Origin of the sequence: Marinovum algicola (assembly GCF_900109145.1) — a bacterium.
In the GTDB taxonomy this organism is placed as follows: domain Bacteria; phylum Pseudomonadota; class Alphaproteobacteria; order Rhodobacterales; family Rhodobacteraceae; genus Marinovum; species Marinovum algicola.
This window is the reverse complement of the sequence record NZ_FNYY01000011.1, coordinates 68,874-91,622: the sequence shown is the minus strand read 5'-3', so window position 1 is coordinate 91,622 and position 22,749 is coordinate 68,874. Positions and strand designations below refer to the sequence as shown.

The 22,749-nt window shown below is 62.3% G+C and carries 23 protein-coding genes; 15 read left to right on the top strand and 8 right to left on the bottom strand.

What is annotated here, in order from left to right:
* Positions 1-11: 11 nt before the first annotated feature.
* Both BMW90_RS15520 and BMW90_RS15515 read right to left on the bottom strand, forming a co-directional pair.
* Positions 12-1,208 carry an acetyl-CoA acetyltransferase gene (locus BMW90_RS15520; RefSeq protein ID WP_074837380.1) on the bottom strand — a complete coding sequence of 399 codons (1,197 nt, stop codon included), beginning with the start codon at positions 1,206-1,208 and terminating at the stop codon, positions 12-14.
* Positions 1,209-2,642 (bottom strand): hydroxymethylglutaryl-CoA synthase family protein, encoded by a 1,434-nt coding sequence (locus BMW90_RS15515; protein ID WP_074837379.1) that lies wholly within the window; start codon positions 2,640-2,642, stop codon positions 1,209-1,211.
* Between the two features lie 128 nt (positions 2,643-2,770).
* Here BMW90_RS15515 and BMW90_RS15510 point away from each other — a divergent pair, with 128 nt between their 5' ends.
* The 7 genes from BMW90_RS15510 to BMW90_RS15480 all read left to right on the top strand — a co-directional run bounded on the left by BMW90_RS15510 (position 2,771) and on the right by BMW90_RS15480 (position 9,922).
* Positions 2,771-3,535 carry a glucose 1-dehydrogenase gene (locus BMW90_RS15510; RefSeq protein WP_074837432.1) on the top strand — a complete coding sequence of 255 codons (765 nt, stop codon included), beginning with the start codon at positions 2,771-2,773 and terminating at the stop codon, positions 3,533-3,535.
* Complete coding sequence (locus BMW90_RS15505; RefSeq protein WP_074837378.1) at positions 3,535-3,978, top strand: PaaI family thioesterase; 444 nt, start codon at positions 3,535-3,537, stop codon at positions 3,976-3,978. The genes BMW90_RS15510 and BMW90_RS15505 overlap by 1 nt, the downstream gene beginning before the upstream one ends.
* Positions 3,979-3,988: 10 nt before the next feature.
* The gene (locus BMW90_RS15500; RefSeq protein ID WP_074837377.1) at positions 3,989-4,783 is read left to right on the top strand and encodes an enoyl-CoA hydratase-related protein; all 795 of its coding nucleotides are present in this window, start codon (positions 3,989-3,991) and stop codon (positions 4,781-4,783) included.
* Positions 4,783-6,003 (top strand): acetyl-CoA hydrolase/transferase family protein, encoded by a 1,221-nt coding sequence (locus BMW90_RS15495; RefSeq protein WP_074837376.1) that lies wholly within the window; start codon positions 4,783-4,785, stop codon positions 6,001-6,003. The genes BMW90_RS15500 and BMW90_RS15495 overlap by 1 nt, the downstream gene beginning before the upstream one ends.
* A gap of 73 nt (positions 6,004-6,076) precedes the next feature.
* On the top strand, positions 6,077-7,237 hold the full coding sequence (locus BMW90_RS15490) for an acyl-CoA dehydrogenase family protein (RefSeq protein WP_074837375.1): 1,161 nt from the start codon (positions 6,077-6,079) through the stop codon (positions 7,235-7,237).
* A gap of 77 nt (positions 7,238-7,314) precedes the next feature.
* Positions 7,315-8,205: a DMT family transporter gene (locus tag BMW90_RS15485; protein ID WP_322788239.1), complete on the top strand. Its 891-nt coding sequence runs from the start codon at positions 7,315-7,317 to the stop codon at positions 8,203-8,205.
* 127 nt (positions 8,206-8,332) lie between these two features.
* On the top strand, positions 8,333-9,922 hold the full coding sequence (locus BMW90_RS15480; RefSeq protein ID WP_074837373.1) for a tannase/feruloyl esterase family alpha/beta hydrolase: 1,590 nt from the start codon (positions 8,333-8,335) through the stop codon (positions 9,920-9,922).
* Positions 9,923-9,979: 57 nt separating this feature from the next.
* On the opposite strand, the gene BMW90_RS15475 is transcribed toward BMW90_RS15480, so the two are convergent.
* Positions 9,980-10,912: a 3,5-dioxohexanoate:acetyl-CoA acetone transferase gene (locus BMW90_RS15475; protein ID WP_074837372.1), complete on the bottom strand. Its 933-nt coding sequence runs from the start codon at positions 10,910-10,912 to the stop codon at positions 9,980-9,982.
* A gap of 221 nt (positions 10,913-11,133) precedes the next feature.
* Here BMW90_RS15475 and BMW90_RS15470 point away from each other — a divergent pair, with 221 nt between their 5' ends.
* The 4 genes from BMW90_RS15470 to BMW90_RS15455 all read left to right on the top strand — a co-directional run bounded on the left by BMW90_RS15470 (position 11,134) and on the right by BMW90_RS15455 (position 14,866).
* The gene (locus BMW90_RS15470) at positions 11,134-11,634 is read left to right on the top strand and encodes a MarR family winged helix-turn-helix transcriptional regulator (protein WP_074837371.1); all 501 of its coding nucleotides are present in this window, start codon (positions 11,134-11,136) and stop codon (positions 11,632-11,634) included.
* Between the two features lie 81 nt (positions 11,635-11,715).
* Positions 11,716-12,861, top strand: coding sequence for an acyl-CoA dehydrogenase family protein (locus BMW90_RS15465; RefSeq protein WP_074837370.1), 1,146 nt, complete (start codon positions 11,716-11,718; stop codon positions 12,859-12,861).
* Entirely contained in the window at positions 12,861-13,358 is a 498-nt protein-coding gene (locus tag BMW90_RS15460; RefSeq protein WP_074837369.1) for a PaaI family thioesterase, read from the top strand. The genes BMW90_RS15465 and BMW90_RS15460 overlap by 1 nt, the downstream gene beginning before the upstream one ends.
* Positions 13,358-14,866 (top strand): AMP-binding protein, encoded by a 1,509-nt coding sequence (locus BMW90_RS15455; protein ID WP_074837368.1) that lies wholly within the window; start codon positions 13,358-13,360, stop codon positions 14,864-14,866. The genes BMW90_RS15460 and BMW90_RS15455 overlap by 1 nt, the downstream gene beginning before the upstream one ends.
* A gap of 2 nt (positions 14,867-14,868) precedes the next feature.
* Here BMW90_RS15455 and BMW90_RS15450 read toward each other — a convergent pair whose 3' ends face one another.
* The gene (locus tag BMW90_RS15450) at positions 14,869-16,164 is read right to left on the bottom strand and encodes an enoyl-CoA hydratase-related protein (RefSeq protein WP_074837367.1); all 1,296 of its coding nucleotides are present in this window, start codon (positions 16,162-16,164) and stop codon (positions 14,869-14,871) included.
* A gap of 188 nt (positions 16,165-16,352) precedes the next feature.
* On the opposite strand from BMW90_RS15450, the gene BMW90_RS15445 reads away from it, so the two are divergent.
* From BMW90_RS15445 to BMW90_RS15430, 4 genes are all read left to right on the top strand, one after another.
* On the top strand, positions 16,353-17,234 hold the full coding sequence (locus BMW90_RS15445) for an SDR family oxidoreductase (RefSeq protein ID WP_074837366.1): 882 nt from the start codon (positions 16,353-16,355) through the stop codon (positions 17,232-17,234).
* Positions 17,231-18,004 (top strand): enoyl-CoA hydratase/isomerase family protein, encoded by a 774-nt coding sequence (locus tag BMW90_RS15440; RefSeq protein WP_074837365.1) that lies wholly within the window; start codon positions 17,231-17,233, stop codon positions 18,002-18,004. Before BMW90_RS15445 ends, BMW90_RS15440 begins: the two co-directional genes overlap by 4 nt.
* Before the next feature lie 96 nt (positions 18,005-18,100).
* Positions 18,101-18,898: an enoyl-CoA hydratase/isomerase family protein gene (locus tag BMW90_RS15435; RefSeq protein WP_083416074.1), complete on the top strand. Its 798-nt coding sequence runs from the start codon at positions 18,101-18,103 to the stop codon at positions 18,896-18,898.
* Complete coding sequence (locus BMW90_RS15430; protein WP_074837364.1) at positions 18,895-19,392, top strand: MarR family winged helix-turn-helix transcriptional regulator; 498 nt, start codon at positions 18,895-18,897, stop codon at positions 19,390-19,392. The genes BMW90_RS15435 and BMW90_RS15430 overlap by 4 nt, the downstream gene beginning before the upstream one ends.
* A 6-nt stretch (positions 19,393-19,398) precedes the next feature.
* Here the strand turns inward: BMW90_RS15430 and BMW90_RS15425 are convergent, their stop codons facing one another.
* From BMW90_RS15425 to BMW90_RS15410, 4 genes are read right to left on the bottom strand one after another with little or no spacing between them, the layout of a single operon-like run.
* The gene (locus BMW90_RS15425; RefSeq protein WP_074837363.1) at positions 19,399-20,400 is read right to left on the bottom strand and encodes a branched-chain amino acid ABC transporter permease; all 1,002 of its coding nucleotides are present in this window, start codon (positions 20,398-20,400) and stop codon (positions 19,399-19,401) included.
* Positions 20,397-21,275 (bottom strand): branched-chain amino acid ABC transporter permease, encoded by an 879-nt coding sequence (locus tag BMW90_RS15420; protein WP_074837362.1) that lies wholly within the window; start codon positions 21,273-21,275, stop codon positions 20,397-20,399. Before BMW90_RS15420 ends, BMW90_RS15425 begins: the two co-directional genes overlap by 4 nt.
* 9 nt (positions 21,276-21,284) lie before the next feature.
* A complete protein-coding gene (locus BMW90_RS15415) occupies positions 21,285-21,977 on the bottom strand; it encodes an ABC transporter ATP-binding protein (protein ID WP_074837361.1) in 693 nt (230 codons plus the stop codon).
* The gene (locus BMW90_RS15410; protein ID WP_074837360.1) at positions 21,970-22,746 is read right to left on the bottom strand and encodes an ABC transporter ATP-binding protein; all 777 of its coding nucleotides are present in this window, start codon (positions 22,744-22,746) and stop codon (positions 21,970-21,972) included. Before BMW90_RS15410 ends, BMW90_RS15415 begins: the two co-directional genes overlap by 8 nt.
* Positions 22,747-22,749: the final 3 nt, after the last annotated feature.

The window sequence follows — 22,749 nt, the reverse complement described above, 5'->3', positions numbered from 1 at the left end:
ATTCCTCTCCCTCAAAGTCGTCCGAAGACCGAAACGGAGGAGACGGAATTGGCCGGCTGCCCCCCCAAGTTATGCGTCAGGCCGAAGTTGACATCACGCAATTGCCGCTGCCCCGCACGGCCGAGAAGCTGCGAATAGACCTCGTAGGCCATGCGAAGCCCGCTCGCCCCGACCGGATGGCCGAAGCATTTCAGCCCGCCGTCCACCTGCGAGGGGATCGCTCCGTCGCGGTCATATCGCCCGTCGAGACAGTCGAAAGCCGCGCGGCCCTCGTCCGACAGACCCAGATCCTCCATCGTCACCATCTCGGTGATCGAGAAGCAGTCATGAACCTCTGTCACGCTGATTTCCTCGCGTGGGTCGCGAACGCCGGCCTCGGCATAGGCTTTCTGCGCCGCGATGCGGGTGCCCTTGACGTAGGATCCGTCCCATTCGCCATATTGCGCTTCCCAGCCGTGACTGGTGCTGATCTGCAGCGCCTTGACCGCGACCAGATCATCCTTGCCGAGTGACTTTGCGAATTCCGGCGACACCACGATGGCGCATGCCGCGCCGTCCGACACGCCGCAGCAGTCGAACAGGCCAAGCGGATCCGAAATCATCGGGGCGTTCAGGATCGTCTCCATGTCCACGGGTTTGCGCAGGTGCGCCTTGGGCGAGAGCGCGCCGTTCTGGTGGCTCTTCCAGCTGACGTGCGCCATGCCCCGTTTGACGTCCTCTGCCTTCAGCCCGTGCTTGGCCTGATAAGCTCCGGCAAGCTGTGCAAAGGTGCCGGGGGCAGACCCGTAAGGCATCCAGAGGTCGTTCACGGACCCCTTTGTTCGGATCGGCAAGCCGCCGAACCCGGTATCCTTCAGCTTTTCTACACCGACAGCCACTGCAACGTCGACTGCTCCGGACGCCACCGCGTAGACCGCGCCACGCAACGCTTCGGTTCCCGTCGCGCACATGTTCTCGACCCGGGTGACAGGCAGACCCTGAAGGCGCAGCGCCGTGGCCAGCGGAATGGCCGAATTGCCGACATTCACGTCGTCCAACGCCGACCCGAACCAGGCGGCCTCGATCTGCGACTTCTCCAGTCCGGAGTCTTCCAGTGCTTCGGTGAAGGCCTCGACCATCAGCATGTCTGACGAGGTGTCCCACCTTTCGCCGAACTGGGTGCAGCCCATGCCGACGATGACGGCCTTGTCCTTGATTCCGCTTGCCATCTACTTGCCCTCCTCAGGCAGATCCGGACGCGCGATCGGCGCCGCCTTCCAGAAATAGCTCCGGAAATGTCGCTGGCGGTCCAGCGCCTTGATCCGGAACTGCATGCGCAGGGGCTCACCGACCTCGGGCGTGCGTCCTTCGCAGTCGCAATGCTCCATCATCACCCGCGCGCCATTCTCGAACTGCACCAGCCCGAAATAGAATGGCGGATCGGGGGTGAAATTCAGCCGGTCTGCGGTGATCGAGGCGACCTTGGCTGCGATCTCCGTCATCGGCACGTCCTCATAATCCTCGGGGCCGGTCGCGTCAGGGCGCACGGGAACAGGAGTCTTCGGGAACTGGACGTTGCCGCCCTGATCTCGTCCGCCGACAAAACCGTGCATGTCGCGACCGTGGCGCAGCAGGGTCGAGGCAGAGACCTTCTGATTCACCTCGGCCCGCGGCCCGTATTCCAGCGGCAACATGCCCGTCAGGTTCAAAAAGCGGCTATAGGATGTCAGGATCGCCCCCCGTGCCAGAGCGGCAGAGGCGGTGCCATCGCCCCGCCCCGTAACCTCAAGCACCAGCACATCCGCACCGTTGCCGAAGCCCGCGACCAGCAGACGATCGCCGATTTTTGAGCGGTCCAGAGCAAGTCCCAGACAGAAAAACGGCATCGCTGTTCCAAGATCGCCAGCCTTCGCCGCGACCTCCTCGCAGAGGTTCGGTGCATCCAACCCACAGGCCTTGGCCGCGGCACGATAGGTGCCGCCGACAGGTTCAGGAACCACCGCCGCAGCGACGTCGCCCGCCGCAATCCCCGCCGCGTCCAGTGCCGCCCTGATCGCCGGGGTGTAGACCTCGCCGACCGCTGCATCGCGGACGAACCGATCTTCGGACGGATAGGGGGTCGCACGTTCGACCGACGTGTAGATGTCCAGAAGGTCGGCGGTGATCGACGCATGACCCAGCATTTTCGCGACACCGTCACCAGATCCGACCAACGCCGCACCCGCTCCGTCGCCCCAGCCCACGTGCTGGGCGGTGCCGGGCCGGGCCGTGCGCTTCTCGCCCGATGCGATCAGCTCCGATGCGCCGCCCTTCAGCGCGCGGATCAGCGCAGTGACCGCGCCGCGCCGCGTGTTGGCAACATCCTGAGTAAGAACAGAGGTCGGCAGGCGCAGCGCCTCGGCCATGACTCCGGCCTGCGACCGGTCCGAAAACGGCGCCGAGGTCGAGGCGAAGACCACCGACTCGGGTGGCACGGACAGGTCTGCACCTCGGGCAGCTTCGACCGCCATAGTCAGCGGATCTTCATCCCATCCCGCAACTGCGCGATGCCCGCGACCCGAGCCGCCAAGCCCTGACCAGCGCAGTTCTGACCGCGCGACCTTGGCATCGAACCGCAGGAGCGGCAGGTATCCTGACACCGATTGCAGGCGCATTTCTGTCATTTGGCGCTCCTCTTGTCTTTAGGCAAGAATTACCTTGCAAGCGTACCGTACGCAAGCATATTAATCAGGAAGCCATATGATTGACCGTCGACGACCTGGTGCGACACGAAATGAAAGAGGGAGAGCACATGCTTGATCTAAAGGGAAAAACTGCCATCGTAACCGGTGGCGGACAGGGAATCGGCCGGGCCATCACGCTGCGGCTCGCCGAAGAAGGCTGCAAGGTCGCGATCTTTGACCTCAAGCCGGAGGCGGCCGAAGAAACCGCCAAGGAAGCCAATGCTTTGGCCGGTGAGGCCAAGGTATACAGCGTCGATGTGTCTGACCAGGCTGCTGTGAACGATGCGGTCAAACAGGCCGAATCCGATCTCGGCCCCACATGGCTGCTGGTCAACAATGCCGGCTGGGACAAACCCGCCAACTTCCTCGACACCGACAAGGACCTCTGGGACAAGATCATCGCGATCAACCTCAATGGTCCGCTCAACACCCACAAGGCCGTGCTTCCGGGCATGGTCGAGCGCAAGGGCGGCCGGGTGGTCAACATCGCCTCCGACGCCGCGCGCGTCGGCACTTCGACCGAGGCCGTCTATTCCGCCTGCAAGGGCGGCATGATCTCTTTCACCAAATCTGTCGCGCGGGAACTGGCGCGGTCTGGCGTGCTGCTGAACACCGTCTGCCCCGGCCCGACCAACACCCCGATGATGCAGTCGGTCCTGGGCGAGGGCGAACAGGCGCAAAAGTGGAAGGACGCCATGGTGCGTGGCATTCCGCTTCGCCGGATGGGCGAGCCCGAGGATTACGCCGGTCTCGTCGCCTTCCTGGCATCTTCGGACGCCGGCTACATCACCGGCCAGGCCATCTCGGTCTCTGGCGGGATGAACATGGTCTGATGACCGCTACCGCACTCAGCGACGCTGATGCTCCGCCCGAGGGGTTTACCCCCCTCGGCAACGCGACAGAGGGCGAGCGGTTCAACGGCCCCTACTACATCCGCCGCGCAGATGGGGCGACGACACTCGGATTCCGGGTGCAGAAGCGTCACCTGAACGCGGTCGGCACCTGCCATGGAGGCCTGCTTGCGGTCTTCGCCGACATGCTGGGCTATGGCATCAACGTCGGGGATCATTCCGGCGCCGCGCCGACCGTGACCCTCTCCATCGACTTCCTCGCCCCCGCGCGGGAAGGTGACTGGGTCGAGGCCAGTCCCGAACTTGTCCGCGAAACCCGCTCGCTGATCTTTTTCCAAGCCGTGATGCGGGTCGGTAACGGCCCGGTCGCGCGCTGCAACGGACTTTACAAGAAACGGACCACCGGCGCCCGCGCCGGATCGTAAGGAGGAACACATGTCCAAGATCCCAGAATTCACCGATATCCTGTACGAAGTGAAGGGCCGCGCCGCCTGGATCACAATCAACCGTCCGAAGGTCTACAACGCCTTTCGCGGCCAGACCCTGGAAGAGCTGATCCAGGCGTTCCAGCTGGCGCTGAACGACAAGGACGTCGCCTCGGTCGTGCTGACCGGCGCGGGCGAAAAGGCCTTCTGCACCGGCGGGGACCAGTCCGCCCATGATGGCAACTACGATGGCCGCGGCGTCGTCGGCCTGCCGATCGACGAGCTTCAGGGCCTGATCCGCGACATCCCCAAGCCGGTGATCGCCCGTGTGAACGGCTTTGCCATCGGCGGCGGCAACGTGCTGGTGACGCTTTGCGACATGGCCATCGCGGCGGATTCGGCCAAGCTGGGCCAGGTCGGCCCCAAGGTCGGGTCCTTTGACGCAGGCTGGGGTACCGCCTTGCTGGCCCGCGTGGTCGGCGAGAAGAAAGCGCGCGAGATCTGGTATCTGAACGAAACCTATACCGCCGAGGAAGCCGTCGCCATGGGCCTCGTCAACAAGGCCGTCCCGATGGAAGACCTCGACGCCGCCGTCACCAAGTGGACCGATACGATAGGCGAACGCTCTCCGACGGCGCTGGCCTTCCTCAAGCGGTCGTTCAACGCCGACAGCGACTCAATCCGTGGCATCAGCAACCTCGCCCTGCACGCGGTGAAGCTGTATTATGCCTCCGATGAATCCAAGGAAGGCGTCAACGCGTTCAACGAGAAGCGCAAGCCGGACTTTCACAAGTTCACCGAGTGATGCCGGACCGCATTTCGCCAGATCAGTTGGGGGCCCACCTCCCCGACAGCGGGCTCTGCTGGATCAGCGCCTGTTCCGGCGAATCCGATTCCTTCAGGGAGGGGCTCTCGGGCCTCTCCCGTCCCGGCCTGACCTTCACCTCGATCTTCGTTCCGGGGCTGAACCGGCCGGATTACCTGCTTGCCACCGGCGGGCGGGTGACGACTTTTTTCATGGTGCCGGAATTGGCCGCGTCAGACCGCGTGACCTTCCTGCCCCTGCCCTACAGGGAAATCCTGGCCTGGCTTTCGGCCAACCCGCCGGACTGCCTGATGATCATGGTGTCCCCGCCCGATGCCGACGGGATCTGCAGCCTTGGCGCGACAACCGATTTTGCCGCAGACCTGTGGCAGGGTGCCAAAACCCTGATCGCGCATGTGAACCCCGAAATGCCTGCGACGCGGGGTGCGCCCGGCATTCCCTTCGACCGTTTCGATGCGGTGATCGAGTCGACGCAACCGCTGCGCGCATCCGATCCCGGTACGGACGACATTGCCGAACGGATCGGGGCCCATGCGGCGACGATCATCCCCAATGGCGCGACCCTGCAAACCGGTGTCGGGCGCATACCCGAGGCCATTCTGCGAAGCCTCTCGCATAAACGAGACCTTGCCATCCATTCGGGTCTGATTGGCGATTCGACCCTGCTCCTGTTGGACGCCGGCGCGCTGCGGGCCGACAAGCCAGTCACGACAGGAGTCGCGATCGGGACGAAACCGCTCTACGATGCGCTGACGCGTCCTGACTTTGCGTTTCGCCCTCCCAGCCATACCCACGCGTTGCCGACCCTCGCCGCGATAAACTCGCTGGTGACCGTCAATTCCGCCATTGAGGTCGATCTGTCCGGACAGGTCTATGCGGAGGCTACGCCGAAGGGGTTCATCTCCGGTCCCGGCGGGGCGTCGGATTTCGCAGCCGGTGCCCGCGGGCCGGGCGGCCTGCGTATAATCGCCCTGCCCGCCACCGCCGCGCGCGGCAAGATATCCCGAATTGTCGCGCCCCAGGATGCCACGGGCCCCGTGTCTCTTGGCCGGTTCGATACAGACTTCGTGATCACCGAACACGGGATCGCTGATCTGCGCGGCAAAGGCCGGGTCGAACGCAAGCAGGCCATGCTGTCCGTCTCTGATCCCGCTTTTCGCGACGCCCTTCGCTCGCGATCACAGGAAAAGTCGTCATAATCCACATCGTACGGTTGCTTACGGGCGAGACGGATGGTAAATGTACGCTAGCATACGAAAATGGAAGACCCGCATGATCGAACGCAGCCTTTTCCGAGAAGAGCACGAGATGTTCCGCGACTCCGTAAAGAAGTTCGTAGAAAAAGAGATTGTGCCCTATCACGCCCAGTGGGAAAAAGACGGGGTCGTCCCGCGTGAGCTTTGGCTGAAGGCCGGCGAACAGGGGATGCTTTGCTGCACCATTCCCGAAGAGTACGGGGGGCTCGGGCTCGATTACCTGTTCGACGTCGTGGTCTTCGAGGAGCTTTGGAAAGCCGGCGCTTCCGGTCCGGGATTCCTGATCCATACGGATTTGGTGGCCACCTACATCAACAGTTTCGGCACCGAAGATCAGAAGAAAAAGTTCCTGCCCAAGATGGTCAGTGGCGAATGGATCGGCTCGCTCGGTATGACGGAACCGCATGCCGGTTCCGACCTCAAGGCGATCCGGACCAAGGCCGTGCGCGACGGAAACGAGTTCGTCGTAAACGGTCAGAAGGTTTTCATCTCTAACGGGCAGATGTGCGACGTGCTGGTGCTGGCCACCAAGACCGACAGCGACGCGGGTGCGAAAGGTGTAACACTTTTCCTGGTCGAAGGTGACCGTGAAGGCTTCAGCCGCGGAAAGAACCTTGAGAAACTGGGCATGCACGCACAGGACACGTCCGAGCTGTTCTTCGACAACATGCGTCTCCCGCCCGAGAACATGCTGGGCGAAGAGGGCAAGGGCTTCAACATCATGATGACCAAGCTCAGCCAGGAACGGCTGGCGCAGGCGGTCCGGTCGACCACCGTGGCCGAGACCGTCATTCAGTACACGCTCGATTACACGATCGAGCGGAAGGCCTTCGACAAGTCGATCTTCGATCAGCAGAACACCCAGTTCACCCTCGCCAAGCTCAAGGCCGAGGCGGTGGCAATGCGGGTCTTCACCGATCGCTGCATCGAGCTGTTCATGAACGGCAAACTCGACTCCGTTGACGCCGCCATGCTGAAGATGCTCAGCACCGAGCTGCACTGCAAGGTGGTCGACGAGTGCCTGCAACTGTTCGGCGGTTGGGGCTACGTGTGGGAATATCCGATCGCGCGGGCCTATGCCGATGCGCGGATCACCAAGATTGCCGGAGGATCGATCGAGATCATGAAACTGATCATCGCTCGGCAAATGGCAAAAGAGGCACGCGAGAATGCGTGACACGTGCGAACCTCCCTCGTACGTACTGGCAGCGCCTTTTGGCGCTGCCTTCTTTTGATGTGAGTGTGTGAAGTCACATGCCAGCTCTCGCCCGAAGAATTCCAACCCGCGCCGAGACGATGCGCGGTGTTCTGTTCATGCTGGCAGGGTTCTTCTTCTACGCGACCTCGGACTCCATCGCCAAGGTTCTGACCCAGTCACTGCATCCGGTACAGGTCGTCTGGACACGTCAGTTCGGGCTCTTCTGCTGCGTGATCCTTCTGCTCGCACGCCACGGGACAGGGATCATGCGCACCCGACACCACGCCATCCAAATCGCGCGCGGAGTGACAGCCGTCGGCGCCTCGATCTCTTTCGTCTTTGCCGTGACCTACATACCTCTGGCGGATGCGATGGCGATTGCCTTCGTCGCGCCTTTCTTCGTCACGGTTCTTGGCGCTCTTGTCCTGGGCGAGCCCATCGGCATGCGACGCTGGATCGCCGTTGCCATCGGCTTCGCGGGCATGCTGATCATCGTGCGGCCGGGGCTGGGCGTGCTGCACCCCGCCAGCGTTCTGCCTATTCTCGCTGCCGCATTCTTTGCCGCGCGCCAGGTGCTGTCGCGCATGATCAGCGGCGATGACGGGTCGATGACGACGGTCGCCTATACTGCAATATCCGCCGTCACCGTCCTGACTCTGCCATTGCCCTTCTTCTGGGCCTGGCCGAACGATCCCGTCACGGTGGCACTGCTGGGAGTCATTGCCGTAACAGCCGGTCTGGCGGAGTTCCTGATTGTCCGGGCGCTGGAACTGGCGCAAGCGGTTGTCGTCGCCCCCACTCAGTACACCGTGCTGATCTGGGGAACGATGTGGGGCTTTCTGATCTTCGACCAACTGCCCGATGGCTGGACGCTCGCGGGGGCTGCCATCATCATGGCCTCGGGCCTCTACACGCTCCACCGGGAAGCCAGGGCAGGTAGTAATTGACACATACCTTACCCAAGTGTACCGTAAGGTTGATTACGAGTCAGGTTCGTGCGCAGTTCCGTTGCGGAGATGGCCCAGGAACGTAAGCCTCCGTCCGGCGCCTGACGCCATCTCAGGGAGGAAAACCATGTCGTACCAGAAACGCGCCGCGCTGGCTGCGGGCGCACTCGCCCTCGTTGCATCGCCGGGCATCGCGCAGCAGGTGCCGGATTGCGCGGCACTCGGAGGGGTCAGCATCGCGGCCGATGCCATCTCGCTGCCCACGTCCGGCGCACGCGTGATCACGACCGTGTCGCGGCCCGCCGCAGAGGGCCGGCCCGCCTTCTGCCAGGTCAACGGCGAAATCGTGCCGGTCGATCCAGACGCACCGCCCATCACCTTCCAGGTCAACCTGCCCGAAAACTGGAACGGCAAAGCAGTTCAGTTCGGCGGGGGCGGCATGAACGGATCGCTCGTGACGGGGCTGAACAATGTGCCCGGAACGCCGGCCGATGGTCCCGCGATCCCCTCGCCCCTCCAGCGGAACTACGTCACCTTCGGCAGCGACGGAGGCCACACCGGCACCGATGCCTTCGACGGCAGTTTTGCCACCAACGACGAGGCCCTGCACAACTTCTTCGGCGACCAGCTGCACAAGACACGCGACACGGCCGCCGCACTTGTGCAGGCGGCCTACGGCACCCCGATCAGGACGCAGTATTTCGCGGGCGGATCGCAGGGCGGCCACGAAGGCTTTATAGCCATACAGGAACGCCCCGAGGTCTATGACGGGGTCATCGCCTACTACCCGGTGGTCAACTACACCGGCGCGATCCTGAGCCAACTCAGGACGTTCGAGGCCAGCTTCGGCACCGAGGGCGGCTGGCTTTCCCCCGAGAAACAGGCACTGGTTCAAAATCACGTGCTTGCCGCATGCGACGGCATGGACGGGGCCGAGGACGGGCTGATTTCGGACGCTATGGCATGTGAAGCCGCGATCGACCTTTCGGACCTTGCCTGCGCCGGGGACGATGCGCCGACCTGCCTCACCCAGGTGCAAATCAGGGCCGTCGAAGAAATGGCGGACCGTGACGCCTTTGAAGTCACGCTGCACGCGGGGGTGACGGAATTTGGAAGCTGGCCGGTCAAATCGGGCGGTGAGCTTTGGCCGCAAATGGGCAAAACGAACGTCCTAGGCGAGGCGATCATCGGTCGCGCGGACCAGAATTTCGTGCAGTATTTCGTGCTGCGCGATCCGGAATGGACCGGCTCTGCCGCCACGTTCGACGAAGATGGGCACAAGGCCCGATGGGAGGAGATTTCAGCCGATTTCGACTCGCTCCAGGCCGATCTCTCCGCCTTCCACGAGGCCGGCGGCAAGGTGCTCTGGCTTCATGGCGAGGACGATTTCTTCTACCCGCCGTCCAGCTCGCGCGACTACTGGGACCGGATCGCGACCGAAATGGGCGAGGAGACCCTCCGCGACTTCGCCCGCCTGTACCTGGTGCCCGGCTACAATCACGGCTTTGGCAAGTTCAATGTGTCGTGGGATTCTCTCTCGGTCCTCGAAGACTGGGTCGAGAACGGCAAGGCCCCTGCGCCGAACGCGCTGGTCGCGGTTGATGCCAACGGCGGCGCAAAAGGCCGGACGCGCCCGCTGTGCGACTATCCGGGCTGGCCGCGATACACCGGCGAAGGGTCGATGAACGACGCAGCGAATTTCGAGTGCAACCGTTAGCACGAACAACGGGCGGGGTTGACCCGCCCGTTCCATTCTCCAGCCAAGGCAATCCCGTCAGAACGCCACGTTGTCCGCGCCCTTCAGCTCGAGCATCTCGCGCGCTTCATCGGGGGTCGCGACCTCGATCGACAGTTCCTTGAGAATACGAATGACCTTCGCCACCTGATCGGCATTGGATTCAGCAAGTTCCCCTTTGGAAATGTAGATGGAGTCCTCAAGCCCGACACGCACGTGACCCCCGCGAAGGGCGTTGATCGTGGCAAAGGGCATCTGGTGCCGCCCGGCCCCGAGGCAGGAGAAGTAGTAGTCCTCTCCGAACAGGCGGTCGGCGGTTGAACGCATGTGCAGCAGATGCTCCATCTCGGGTGCGATCCCGCCAAGGATGCCGAAGACCCCCTGAACGAAGAACGGCGGCTTTACCAGACCGCGGTCGACAAAGTGGGCGAGGTTGTAGAGGTGGCCGATGTCGTAACACTCGAACTCGAACTTGGACCCGTTCTCGCTCAGCTCGGTGATACCGCGTTCGATCTGGGTGAATGTGTTCGACAGAATGAAGTCCTTGGTCATCTCCAGATAGGGCTGTTCCCAGGGCTGTTTGAAATCGGTGATCTTGGCCGCCGCGCCCGAGATATTGAAGTTGAGCGACCCCATGTTCATCGAAGCGACCTCGGGCTGGGCCCATTTCGCCGCGGCGAGTCGCTGGTCGAGGGTCATGCCCAGTCCGCCGCCGGTGGTGATGTTAACCACCGCATTGCAGCTTTGTTTGATGCGCGGCAGGAACAGGTTGTAGTGCTTGGGTTCCTGGCTCGGCGAGCCGTCCTCGGGGTTGCGGGCGTGCAGATGCAGGATCGCGGCCCCGGCCTCGGCAGCGCCGATCGCCTGTTCGGCGATCTGATCCGCCGTCAGTGGCAGGTGCGGCGACATGGTCGGCGTGTGAATCGAGCCGGTGATGGCACAGCTGACGATCACCTTGTTGGATTTGGGCATTGGGACCCCCTCTTCCGCAATTTGTTAACCGTACGTACGGTACGCACGCGTAAGAAATATGTAAAGCCTGTCATATGTGCATACCTCGACACATCGACGATCAAAATGACGCAGCGAGAAAGAAAACGTACCTTCTTACATTGATCCAAGTTAAATATATGTAAGCGAACAAAGTCGAAGTCTTGCTAATTTCTGCAGTGCGGAATAATTGGAGCGGTAGAATGAACGATACAAGATCATGGGATCTACGCCTGGGGTACCTCATACATGATGTTTCGCGCCTGCGGCGCGTCTCTTTCGACCGGGAATTATCGCCCATGGGGATTACACGGTCGCAGTGGTGGGTTCTCGCCTTCATCTCGCGCAATGACGGCCTCCCGCAGACCCAGCTCGCGCATGAACTTGACGTCGGCAAGGTGGCGCTCGGATCCCTGATAGATCGCCTGCAAACATCAGGCTTCGTCGAGCGCCGCCCCGACGCGAAGGACCGACGGGTCAAGCGGGTGTTCTTGACCGACAAGGCGCGCCTGTTGATCAAGAAGATCGGACCGGTCACTGATTCATTCAATTCCCGAATTCTCGAAGGCGTCTCGCGCGAGGATCTGGAGCTGACCTCGCGAACTCTGTACGCGATGAAGCAGAACCTGATCGCCCTGGCCGCAGAGCAGGACGAAGAGGAAGAGATCCCCGGCACACCGGCGCCGCGCATTTCTGTGTTGTAATACTGATATGGTAGCTTATGGTCCTGTTGCGAACTAATTAACGGGCGGCGTTTTCGCCGCCTGCCGCCGGGAGGATCACCCATGCTACCAAACCGCGCCGTCTATGACGACGATCACGCGCAGCTGCGGGACAGCCTGCGTCGCTTCGTATCGGCCGAGGTCGCGCCGCATTTCGACGCTTGGGAAAAAGCGGGGATCGTCGACCGCTCCTACTGGGATGCGATTGGCCGGACCGGTTTCCTGTGCCCCTCGACTCCCGAAGATTACGGCGGGCTGGGCGCGGATTTCCGGATGCATACGGTTGTGGCAGAAGAGCTTGCCTACTCCGGTTTCATGGGGCCCGCCGCCGATGCATCGGTCCATTCGGATGTCTGCCTGGGCTACTTGCTGGCGCATGCGACACCCGAGCAGAAGGAACGCTGGCTGCCCGGCATGGTCGACGGATCGATCGTCTGCGCCATCGCGATGAGCGAACCCGGCACCGGGTCGGACCTTCAGGGCATCCGCACCCGTGCGGTCCGGGATGGCGACGACTGGATCATTAACGGCGCCAAGACCTTCATCTCGAACGGACAGCACGCCGATATCGTAATCACCGTCTGTCGCACACAGGAAGGGCGCGGGTCGGGCAACATGTCCCTCATCGTGATCGAAACGGACACGGCAGGCTACAGCCGCGGCCGGAACCTCGACAAGCTTGGGCAGACCAGCGCCGACACCTCGGAACTCTCTTTCACCGATGTGCGTGTCCCCGTCGCCAATACGCTCGGCGCCGAGGGCGCGGCGATGTCGATCCTGATGAGCGAACTCCCGCAGGAACGGCTGATCATTGCCGTCACCTCGCTTGCCGCGGCACAGAAGGCCTACGACCTGACGGTCGAATATACGCGGGAACGCCACACCTTCGGCCAGCCAGTCGCCAGCTATCAGAATACCCGCTACAAATTGGCCGAACTCAAGACCGACCTGACCGTGGGCTGGGCCTTCGTCGACCAGTGCATCGTCCGACATCTGAACAAGGAGCTGTCGACCTACGAAGCGTCGATGGCCAAGTACTGGGTGACAGAGATGCAGGGCCGCGTGGTGGATGCCTGCGTGCAGCTCCACGGCGGCTACGGCTTCATGAGAGAATACGAGATCTGCCGCCTCTACGCCGACGCACGGGTCCAGCGCATCTATGGCGGCACCTCCGAGATCATGAAGGAACTGATTTCGAGGAACCTGTGATGGCACGCGACATGACCCCGCACGAACTGATCAGCGACGGCGCTCACGACGGCGCTCCCGAGGGATTTATCCCGATGCCGCCGATTGGACATTTCGAAAGCCTTCTTGGCACGCTCTACGGCAAGCGAAACGGCGACGGAATGCGCATGGGTTTTCGCGTCGCGCAACGCCACATCAATGCGCATGGGACGTGCCACGGCGGCATGCTTGCGACGTTCGCGGACATGTGCGCCTACAGCATGCGTGTCGCCGCTGACCTGCGCGAGACCTCCGTGCCGACGGCGTCTCTGTCGCTGGAGTATCTGCGCCCGGCCGTGTTGGGCGACTGGGTCGAAGCGGAATGCGAGCTGATGCGCAAGGGCCGGACCCTGATCGTCTGGCGGGCCACCCTGACGGTGAAGGACAAGCCCGTCGTCATCGCCACCTCCACCAATGTAGCCACGACCCATGATGCCGGGGGGGCACAGAACCTGAACCGCGTCATGGGAGACATCTGATGCATCCGGGACTCAGAGACTGGGCGCAGCGGGATCCGAACCGTCAGGCGTTGCTGATCGACGGCTCGGGCGCGATCAGCTATGCAGCCCTGGAAGCACGAGCCAATGTTCTTGCCCACGCAATTCACGGTTTCGGCCTGCGGCGGGGGGATCATGTCGCCATGCTCGCCGGGAATACGTCCGACGCCATTGCCCTGTGCTGGGCTGCCTGGCGGTCGGGCGTCTACCTCACCCCGTTGCCCACCACGCTGACCCCGCCCGAGGTCGCGTATATCATCGCCGATTGCGGCGCGCAGGTGGTGTCAGCTCACGCCGATTTTGCCAAGGTTGCCGCCGCGCTGCCCGGGCTCTGTCCCGATGTGACCTTCCGCTCGCTCGGCGGCAAGATTGACGGCGTCCCCCCGTGGGAGCCAGAGCTGACCAACCTTCCCGATACTCCCCGCGCGGACGAAGTGCCCGGCGGGCTGATGATGTATTCCTCCGGCACGACCGGCGCGCCAAAGGGCATACTGCGCCCCCTGCCCGCACCCGATGACACGGACCGGTTGCCCACATTCGCCGGCGATCTGGTGTCGCTCTTCGATCTGACACCCGACGTGCGGTATCTTCAGACTGCACCGATGTACCACGCCGCCTCCCTCCGGTTCGCATTGGCGGTGACGGCGGTCGGTGGCCTTGCCGTCGTCATGCGCAAATTCGACGCCGCCCGCGCTTTGCATCTGATCGATGCGCATGACCTGACGCTGAGCCAATGGGTGCCGACAATGTTCCGCCGGATGCTCGACCTGCCCGAAGACGTCCGTGGCGCCTATCGCGGTCGGCACCACACCCGCGCCATTCATGGTGCCGCCCCCTGTACCCCCGCGTTGAAACGCGCGATGACCGACTGGTGGGGGCCGATCCTGCAGGAGTATTACTCCGGCTCCGAAGGCGTTGGCCTGACCCGGATCGACAGCGACGAATGGGAAAAACGTCCCGGATCCGCGGGCCGCGCCTACAAGGGCACGCTGCACATCCTCGGGCCCGATGACGAAGAGCTTCCGCCCGGCGAAACTGGCCGCGTGTTCTTTTCCGGCATGCCCCGGTTCAGCTATCACAACGCGCCCGAAAAGACCGACGCCAAGACCTCGAAACAGGGATGGCAGAGCTTTGGCGATGTCGGCCGTGTAGATGCGGAAGGGTATCTCTACCTCACCGACCGGGGCGACGACATGATCATCTCGGGTGGTGTGAACGTCTATCCGCAGGAGATCGAAGCGGTGATCGAGGAAGCCGATTTCATTGCCGAATGCGGCGTCGTCGGCGTGCCGGACCCGCAGTTCGAAGAGCGGCCCGTAGCCTTCGTTGTTCCCGTCGCGGGAGAAACCGACATCGTTGCCCGGCTGACCCCGCATATCGAGGAGCGGCTTGGCCGGATCAAGCACCCGCGCGAGATCCGGGTGGTGGACGGCTTGCCGATGAGCGCGACGGGCAAGCTGCTCCGCCGCGCGCTTCGCGAGATGCTGTAAAGTCAGACCCCGTAGAGGTCGAGAAAGGTGAACGGCCCGCCGAGGTAGACCGGATAGCCCGCCGCCTGCTGGCAATGATAGTCGATCAGGTTACGGTGTTTTGCGTCAAAGCCCTGACCCTTGTCTCGCGCCACGGCAGCCCCTGCCTGAACGATCTCCAGCGCCGCCTTCTCGATGGCCCCCTGCGGCTGGACGAACCACTGAGGTTTGCGGTCCGCGATGATCTGCGCGGAGGCGGCATCGCCGGTATAATCTGCCCCGATGCCCGCAAAGTGCAGAGCGGCGGATCCGGCGTCGCCGAGTTCGGCGGCCTTGCCTTGCATCGCGGCCTTCACCTCCTCGCCAAAGGCATCAAGCCCGTCCGGCAACGCCTCTTTCCGGCGCGCCTTGTCATAGTCTACCCGGCCAAGGAAACGGACAGCGATCATGTTGCGCGGTTCGATCCGCTGGACGAGGTGCTTGAAGGCCTCGACCTCGGCGACGATGCCCTGATCCATCGGGACCGGGACGCCGTTGTCCAAACAGTCCAGGATCGCCAGTTCGGCAGGAAAATGACCGCCGGTCTTCTTCAGGGCATTCTCGCGGGTCGGGCCGGTGACGGCCAGGACCTCGTCTCGCGTAGGGTCAATCCAGTCCTCACGGTCCCAGGGTTGCGAGGCATCTGGCCGGGAGCGGATCCATGCCTCGGCTGCTGCGATCTCCTGCCCCGGCGGGACGACTTCATGGGCGGCCCCGGCGGCCACGGCCTCCTTCGCACCGAAACGCGCGCCTTCCAGCAGCACGCCAAGCGATCCCTCGACCCCCGTCAGGCGCGGCAGGCGCTGCGTCCCGCCGCCGCCCGGCAGAAGACCCACGAGCGACTCCGGCAAGCCGATCTGCGTGCCCGGATCATCCGTCATGACGCGGTAATGACAGGCCAGAGCAAGCTCGCAACCGCCACCGAGCGCCAGTCCGGCGAGCGCAACCGCCACCGGTTTCCCCGCCGTCTCTAGCTTGCGAAAGCCCCGCCCGATCGGCGAGAAATGGGCCACCGTCAGGTCATCCCGCTCTGCCTCCGGCGCGGCCATGATCATGTCGTAGGCGCTGGAGAGTTCGGTCAGATCGGCGCCGGCACAGAAGGCCGTCTGCTTGCCGGAATAGATCACCACGCCCGCCACGTCAGAGGTCCTGAGCCACTCCGCGAATGCTTCAACCTCGTGGATCGCTTCGTTTGTGAAGACATTCATCGTCCGGCCGGGCATATCGAAGGCCAGGTGGAGGATGCCGTCCCCGACCGGTTCGACGCGAAAGTTCTTCATGTCCGGTATCTGTGTCATAACTTCGGCTCCTCCTGCCCGTTATCTCGTGCGCAGGATGATAGTAAGCTAGCAAATCTATGCAAGCCCGAACCACACCCTGACTGATTTTTTCGTAATCTTGCGTACGATATGGTATACTTCGCTTTTAGTTGAGGCTACTCTCGGCGCAATTCATTAGGGAGGATCGGATGAGCCCGTTTCGCGAAGATGTCCTGAAAGGCAAGAAAATCCTGGTGACCGGTGGTGGTACCGGGCTGGGTAAGGAAATGTCGGTAGGGTTCGCCAGCCATGGCGCCCATATCGTGATCTGCGGCCGCCGGGAAGCGGTGCTGGACGAGGCCTGCAAGGAAATTGCCGAACGCTCTGGCGGGACGGCGGAATACCGCGTCGTCAACATCCGCGACGCCGAGGCGGTGGATGCAATGATCGGCGACATCTGGGAAAGCGGCCCATTGACCGGGCTGGTCAATAACGCAGGCGCGAACTTTATCGCGCCGACCGAGTCGATTTCTCACCGCGCCTACGATGCCGTGCGCGCCACTGTGATGGACGGCAGCTTCTACGCAACCCACGCCTGCGGCAAGCGCTGGATCGCCGACGGGCTGAACGGCACGGTGATTTCGAACCTCGTGACCTGGGTGTTTTCGGGTTCCGCATATGTTGTGCCCTGCGCAATGGCGAAAACGGCGATCCATGCCATGACCATGTCTCTGGCCGCTGAATGGGGACCCAAGGGAATCCGGCTGAATGCCGTCGCCCCCGGACCGTTCCCGACTGAAAACGCTTGGGAAAAGCTCAACCCGATCCCAGGCGCGTCCTTTGGTGCGACACAGCCGGACATGGTTCCCATGCGCCGCTTCGGCGAGATGGACGAGCTTCGCACGATCCTTACCTTCCTGATGCTGGACGAGTGTTCCTATATCAACGGAACCACGATCCCGATTGATGGCGGCCACAGACTTACGGCTCATTCAACCTTTGCAGAAATGTCAAAAATGACAGACGACGACTGGGAAAACGCCCGCGCGGCTCTGAAGGCATCTCAGGAAAAGGAAAAGCAGGGCAGATGAGCGATGTCCTCCTCGAAACTTCGGATCAGATCGCGACTCTCACTCTGAACCGGCCCGCCAAGCGCAATGCGCTGACCGACGAGATGGTGGACGAGTTTCTGGATGCGCTGGAAAGCGTTGCCCGATCTGACGCACGTGTCGTGATCGTGACGGGCGCGGGCAAAGGGTTCTGCGCGGGCTTCGACCTCTCGCTGGCCGGTGTCGAGGCCGAGGGCGACGAAACCGCCTTCTGGATGGGCCGACAGGAGAAGTTCGCGACCCTCGTCACCCGCCTGCGCGCCATACCGCAGCCAACCGTCGCCGCAGTCAACGGCGCGGCCGCCGGGGCGGGTCTGGGCCTGGCGCTGGCCTGCGATACACGGATCGGTTGCGAAACCGCCGGTTTCAGTTCCGCCTTCATCCGCGTCGGCATGTCCAGTTGCGACATCGGTGTCAGTTATCTTTTGCCTCGCGCCATCGGCACCACCCGCGCCTTCGAAATGATGCTGACCGGCCGCATGGTCGACGCGGCAGAAGCCGAGCGGATCGGCCTGACCCTGCGTTCCGTGGCCAGCGACGCCTTGATGCCAGAGGCCGAAACGCTCGCCCGCGCCATCGCCGAAAACGGCCAGATGGGCACCTGGATGACCAAGCGAGGGATGTGGGCGAACCTCGAAGCGGGCAGCCTTCAGGCCGCCATCGAACTTGAGAACCGGACACAGATCCTGATGCGCAGCACGGGCAGCCTGGCCGAACGAGCCAGGGCAAGGGGATTCGCAAAACCGGACTGAGGCGACAAGAGTCGTTGCATATATTCAGTATGCACATAGTATGGTTGTGTACGGAATGATCGAAGACACATCCCATACATAGCGAGGGAGGATCGCATGACCGAACTGAAGATGGAAACCCTGACCTGCAGGATCGAGGACGGGCTTGCCCGCGTGGTCCTGACCCAGGCAGACCGCGGCAATCCGATTGACGGCAGCTTTGCCCGGGATCTGTGCGACCTGTCAGTCAAACTTGCCACCAATCCCGAAGTCCGCGCCGTCCTGCTGACCGCCGAAGGCAGGTTCTTTTCCGTGGGAGGCGACATCAAGTCTTTCGTCAAGGATCGCAGTGCCCTGCCCAGCATAGTTCTGAACTGGACGGCCATGCTCCACCCGGCAATCGGCCGGTTCCAGAAGATGAATGCCCCAATCGTCTGCGCGGTCCACGGTGACGTGGCGGGTGGCTCTGTCTCTCTCGCCGCGATGTCGGATTTCCTGTTTGCCGCCGAAGGCGTCAAGTTTACCGCAGCCTTTTCGATGATCGGCTACTGCGCAGATTCGGGATCGACCATATCGCTGTCGAACCGGATGGGGCTGTCGCGGGCGAAGCGCTTCCTGCTCCTGTCCGAAAGCCTGACGGCAGAAGAGGCCGAGACCGCAGGCCTTGTCGATTACGTCGTGCCCGCCGCCGACCTGACGGCCAGTGCCGAAAAGCTGGCGTTGAAACTCGCCCAGGGACCGACTCTGGCGTACGGCGAAATCAAGCGCACGATCCAGTCCGCGCGGACCGAAGGATTCGAGGCGCAGCTCGAGAACGAGGCGCAGGCATTGGCCAAACTGGCCGCGACCGATGACGCCTGGGAAGGACTCACTGCATTTGCCGAGCGTCGCAAGCCGACGTTCAAGGCCAAGTGAGCACGCCACGCAAGCCGGCGGCGGGCACCGATCTGGATGATGAACTACGTTTTGCCTACCTGATCCATGACGTGTCCCGCCTGCGCAGGTCGATGTTCGACCGCTGGCTCAGCCCCCACGGAATTACCCGGTCGCAATGGTGGGTCTTGGCTTTCCTGACCCGTCAGGACGGGCTCCCTCAATCTGAACTCGCGCATGAACTGGACGTGGGCAAGGTTGCGCTTGGCGCGCTGATCGACAGGCTGGAAGTTGCGGGTCTTGTCCGCCGCCGCGCCGACAAGAAGGACCGCCGGGTCAAGCGCATCTTCCTGACGCCCCGCGCGAACGGACTTCTCAAGACGGTCTGGCGGGCGAACAAGGACTTCAACGACCAGGTTCTGTCCGGCATCCCGATGAAGAACCTCCATGTCGCAGGCGCCACGCTCGATAAGTTGAAACAGAACCTCCTCGCGTCGATCCACGGAGATACCGACGCGATGGGGCCTCAGGACTGATCGGCCCTAAAGCTGTTTGCGCAGAACCTTTTGAAGACCGCCGACGATACCCTGCCGGAAAACCAGCACGAAAACCATGAAGACGATCCCCTGGATGAACAGCACCCATGGCCCGTAGGGTGCCAGGAAATGTTCGAGTGACAGGATCACGAAGCTGCCGACCACAGGTCCGAAGATCGTGCCGATCCCACCCACTAGGTTGATGAGAACGACCTCTGTCGAAGTGACAGTCGATACGTCAGTCAGCGTGGCGATACCGAAGATCACGGTCTTGAGTGCCCCGGCGAAACCCGCCACACCAGCCGACAGCGCGAAGGACACGACCTTGAAACGGTCGACATCGAAGCCAAGTGATTTCGCCCGCACCGGGTTGTTGCGGATTGCCCGCAGAACCTGACCGAAGGGCGAATGCACGATTCGGTTCACCAGCATGATCATGGCCAAAACGATCACCGCCATCGTCCAGTAGAGCGCGGTATCGTTCCTCAGATCGATCAGTCCAAGGATCGATCCGCGCGGCACGGCCTGAATTCCGTCTTCGCCACCCGTAAAGGGAGCTTGAAGGCAGATAAAGTAGACCATCTGAGCCAGCGCCAGCGTGATCATGGCAAAATAGATTCCGGTTCTGCGGATTGCGATCTTGGCAAAAAGATAGCCAAGCGCAGTTGAGAAAATCGTCCCGGTCAGCACGGCCAATTCGAACGGCAGACCCCAGTCCGTCGCCGCATGACCGCACAGATACCCCCCCATTCCGAAGAAGGCGGCGTGGCCGAAACTCATCAGTCCCGTGTAGCCGAGCAGCAGGTTGTAGCCGAGCGCGAAGATGATGAAGCAGTAGATCTTCATCAGGAAGATCGGGTACAGGAATGTCGGTGCCACAATGACGAAGATCACGAAAATCGCGAAGAAGATCGCGCGCGGCAACGTAAAGCCGAGCGGTTCGGGCATGCCATTTTTCATCGTCTGGACAGCTCCTGTCTGGTGGGGCGTTGTATCGCTCTGTGTCATGCCATCTTCCCGAACAACCCACGTGGCCGCAGGACCAGCACGACGACCATGACCGCGAAGATCACGGTTGAACTGGCCTCGGGGAAGACAGCCTTGGCGAAGCCCTCCACCAGGCCCAGCCCGAGGCCGGTCAGGATGGATCCAAGGATGGATCCCATCCCGCCGATCACCACGACGGCGAAGACGACAATGACGATGTTTGTGCCCATGGCCGGATCGACCGACATGATCGGTGCGGCCATCACGCCGCCGACCCCGGCAAGGGCCACGCCTGCCGCATAGGTCAGGGTCAGCATGACGGGGACGTTGATTCCGAAGGCCTGCACCATCGCCGGGTTGTCCGTCGCCGCCCGCAGTTTCGCGCCAAGCGGTGTCATTTCGATCACGAACCATGTGGCAAAGCACAGTACGATCCCGAAAACCACGACCCAGGCGCGATAGTAGGGCAGGAACATGAAGCCCAGGTTGACCGCCCCGCGCATGTTATCGGGAATGGAGTAAGGCAGTCCCTGCGGTCCAAAGAAGATGCGGATCGCGCCTTCGGCAAAGAGGGCAAGGCCAAGGGTCAGAAGCAGCCCGTACAGGTGGTCGAGCTTGTAGAGATGGCGTATCAGCACCACTTCGACCACCAGGCCGAGTCCGCCGATCATGACCGGCACCAGAACCAGCGCACCCCAGTATCCGATGCCAAGCGTTTCGCCAAGCATGTAGGCCGCGAAGGCGCCCAGCATGAAGAACACGCCATGTGCGAAGTTGATGACACCAAGCAGGCCGAAGATGATCGCGAGGCCAAGCGACAGGATGGCGTAGAAGACCCCGTTGACCATGCCCAGCACCATCTGGCCGAGGATCAGGTTGATGTTGATATCGAACATGATGTCTCCTCAGACGCCCAGAAGTTTGTCGACGCGGTCGATATTGGCAGCGAACTCCGCCGCCTCCATCCGGTCCACGATCGCACCGTTTTCGATCAGGTAGTGAATATCGGCGAGGTCCTCGACGAAGCGCGCGTTTTGCTCGACCAGCAGGATAGTGTAGCCGAGCGCCTTGATCTCCTTGATGGTCCGCGCGATCTGCTGGACGATCACGGGGGCCAGCCCTTCGGTCGGTTCATCCAGCAACAGGAACCGCGCGCCGGTGCGCAGGATGCGCGCGATGGCCAGCATCTGCTGTTCCCCGCCCGATAGCTGTGTTCCGCGGCTCGACGCGCGTTCCCTGATGTTGGGAAAAAGCTTGTAGATGTGGTCGATCTCCATCCCTCCCTTGGCGATGATGGGCGGCAGGAACAGGTTTTCCTGCACGGAAAGCGACGGGAAAATCGCCCGGTCCTCGGGGCAAAGCGCGATGCCGCGGCGCGCAATCTGATCCGGGCGCAGTTTTAGCAGGTCGACGCCCTGATAGGTCAGCGTCCCCGTCGTCTTGCCCATCAACCCCATGATCGTGCGCATCATCGTGGTCTTGCCGGCACCGTTGCGGCCCAGCAAGGTGACGACCTTGCCCTCGGGGATGTCCATATCCAGCCCGTGCAACACGTGGCTTTCGCCGTACCAGGCGTTCAGGTCACGAATCTCAAGCATGGACGGCTCCCAGGTAGGCTTCGACGACACGAGCATCATTGGCTACTTCGTCGTACGTCCCCTGCGCGATCACCTGACCGCGGGCAAGCACCGTCACCTTGTCGCACAGACCCTGCACGACCGACAGGTTGTGTTCGACCATCAACACGGTCCGTCCGACTGCCACCTTGCGGATCAGGTCCGTCACCCGACCGATATCTTCGCGACCCATACCGCTGGTCGGCTCGTCAAGCAGTAGCACACTGGGATCGAGCGCAAGCGTCGTCGCAATTTCCAGCGCGCGTTTGCGACCGTAAGGCAGTTCTCCCGCGCGGTGGTCGGCCCATGGATCGAGGTCGAGATTCTCCAGCAGTTCCATCGCCCGGTCGTTCAGCGTGTTCAGCGACCGCTCTGGCCGCCAGAAATCAAAGTTGGAGGCGCGTTTCTGCTGCAGCGCGAAGCGCACGTTGTTGAGCACCGTGAAATCCGGAAAGATCGAAGAGATCTGGTAGGACCGCACCAGCCCCTGTCGCGCGATCACGTCGGTGGCCAGGCCCGATATGACCTTGCCGTGAAGCTGGATTTCACCGTTGGTCAGTGGCAGATCCCCGGTGAGCAGGTTGAAGCAGGTGGTCTTGCCCGCCCCGTTCGGACCGATCATCGCATGGATCTCGCCCGTTGCGATATCGAGGTCGACACCGTCCACGGCCTTGAATGCACCGAAAGACTTTGAAATGTTTCTGACTGTCAGCGCCGCCGTGCTCACACCTTTTTCCCCCTGTCCCGTCATGTT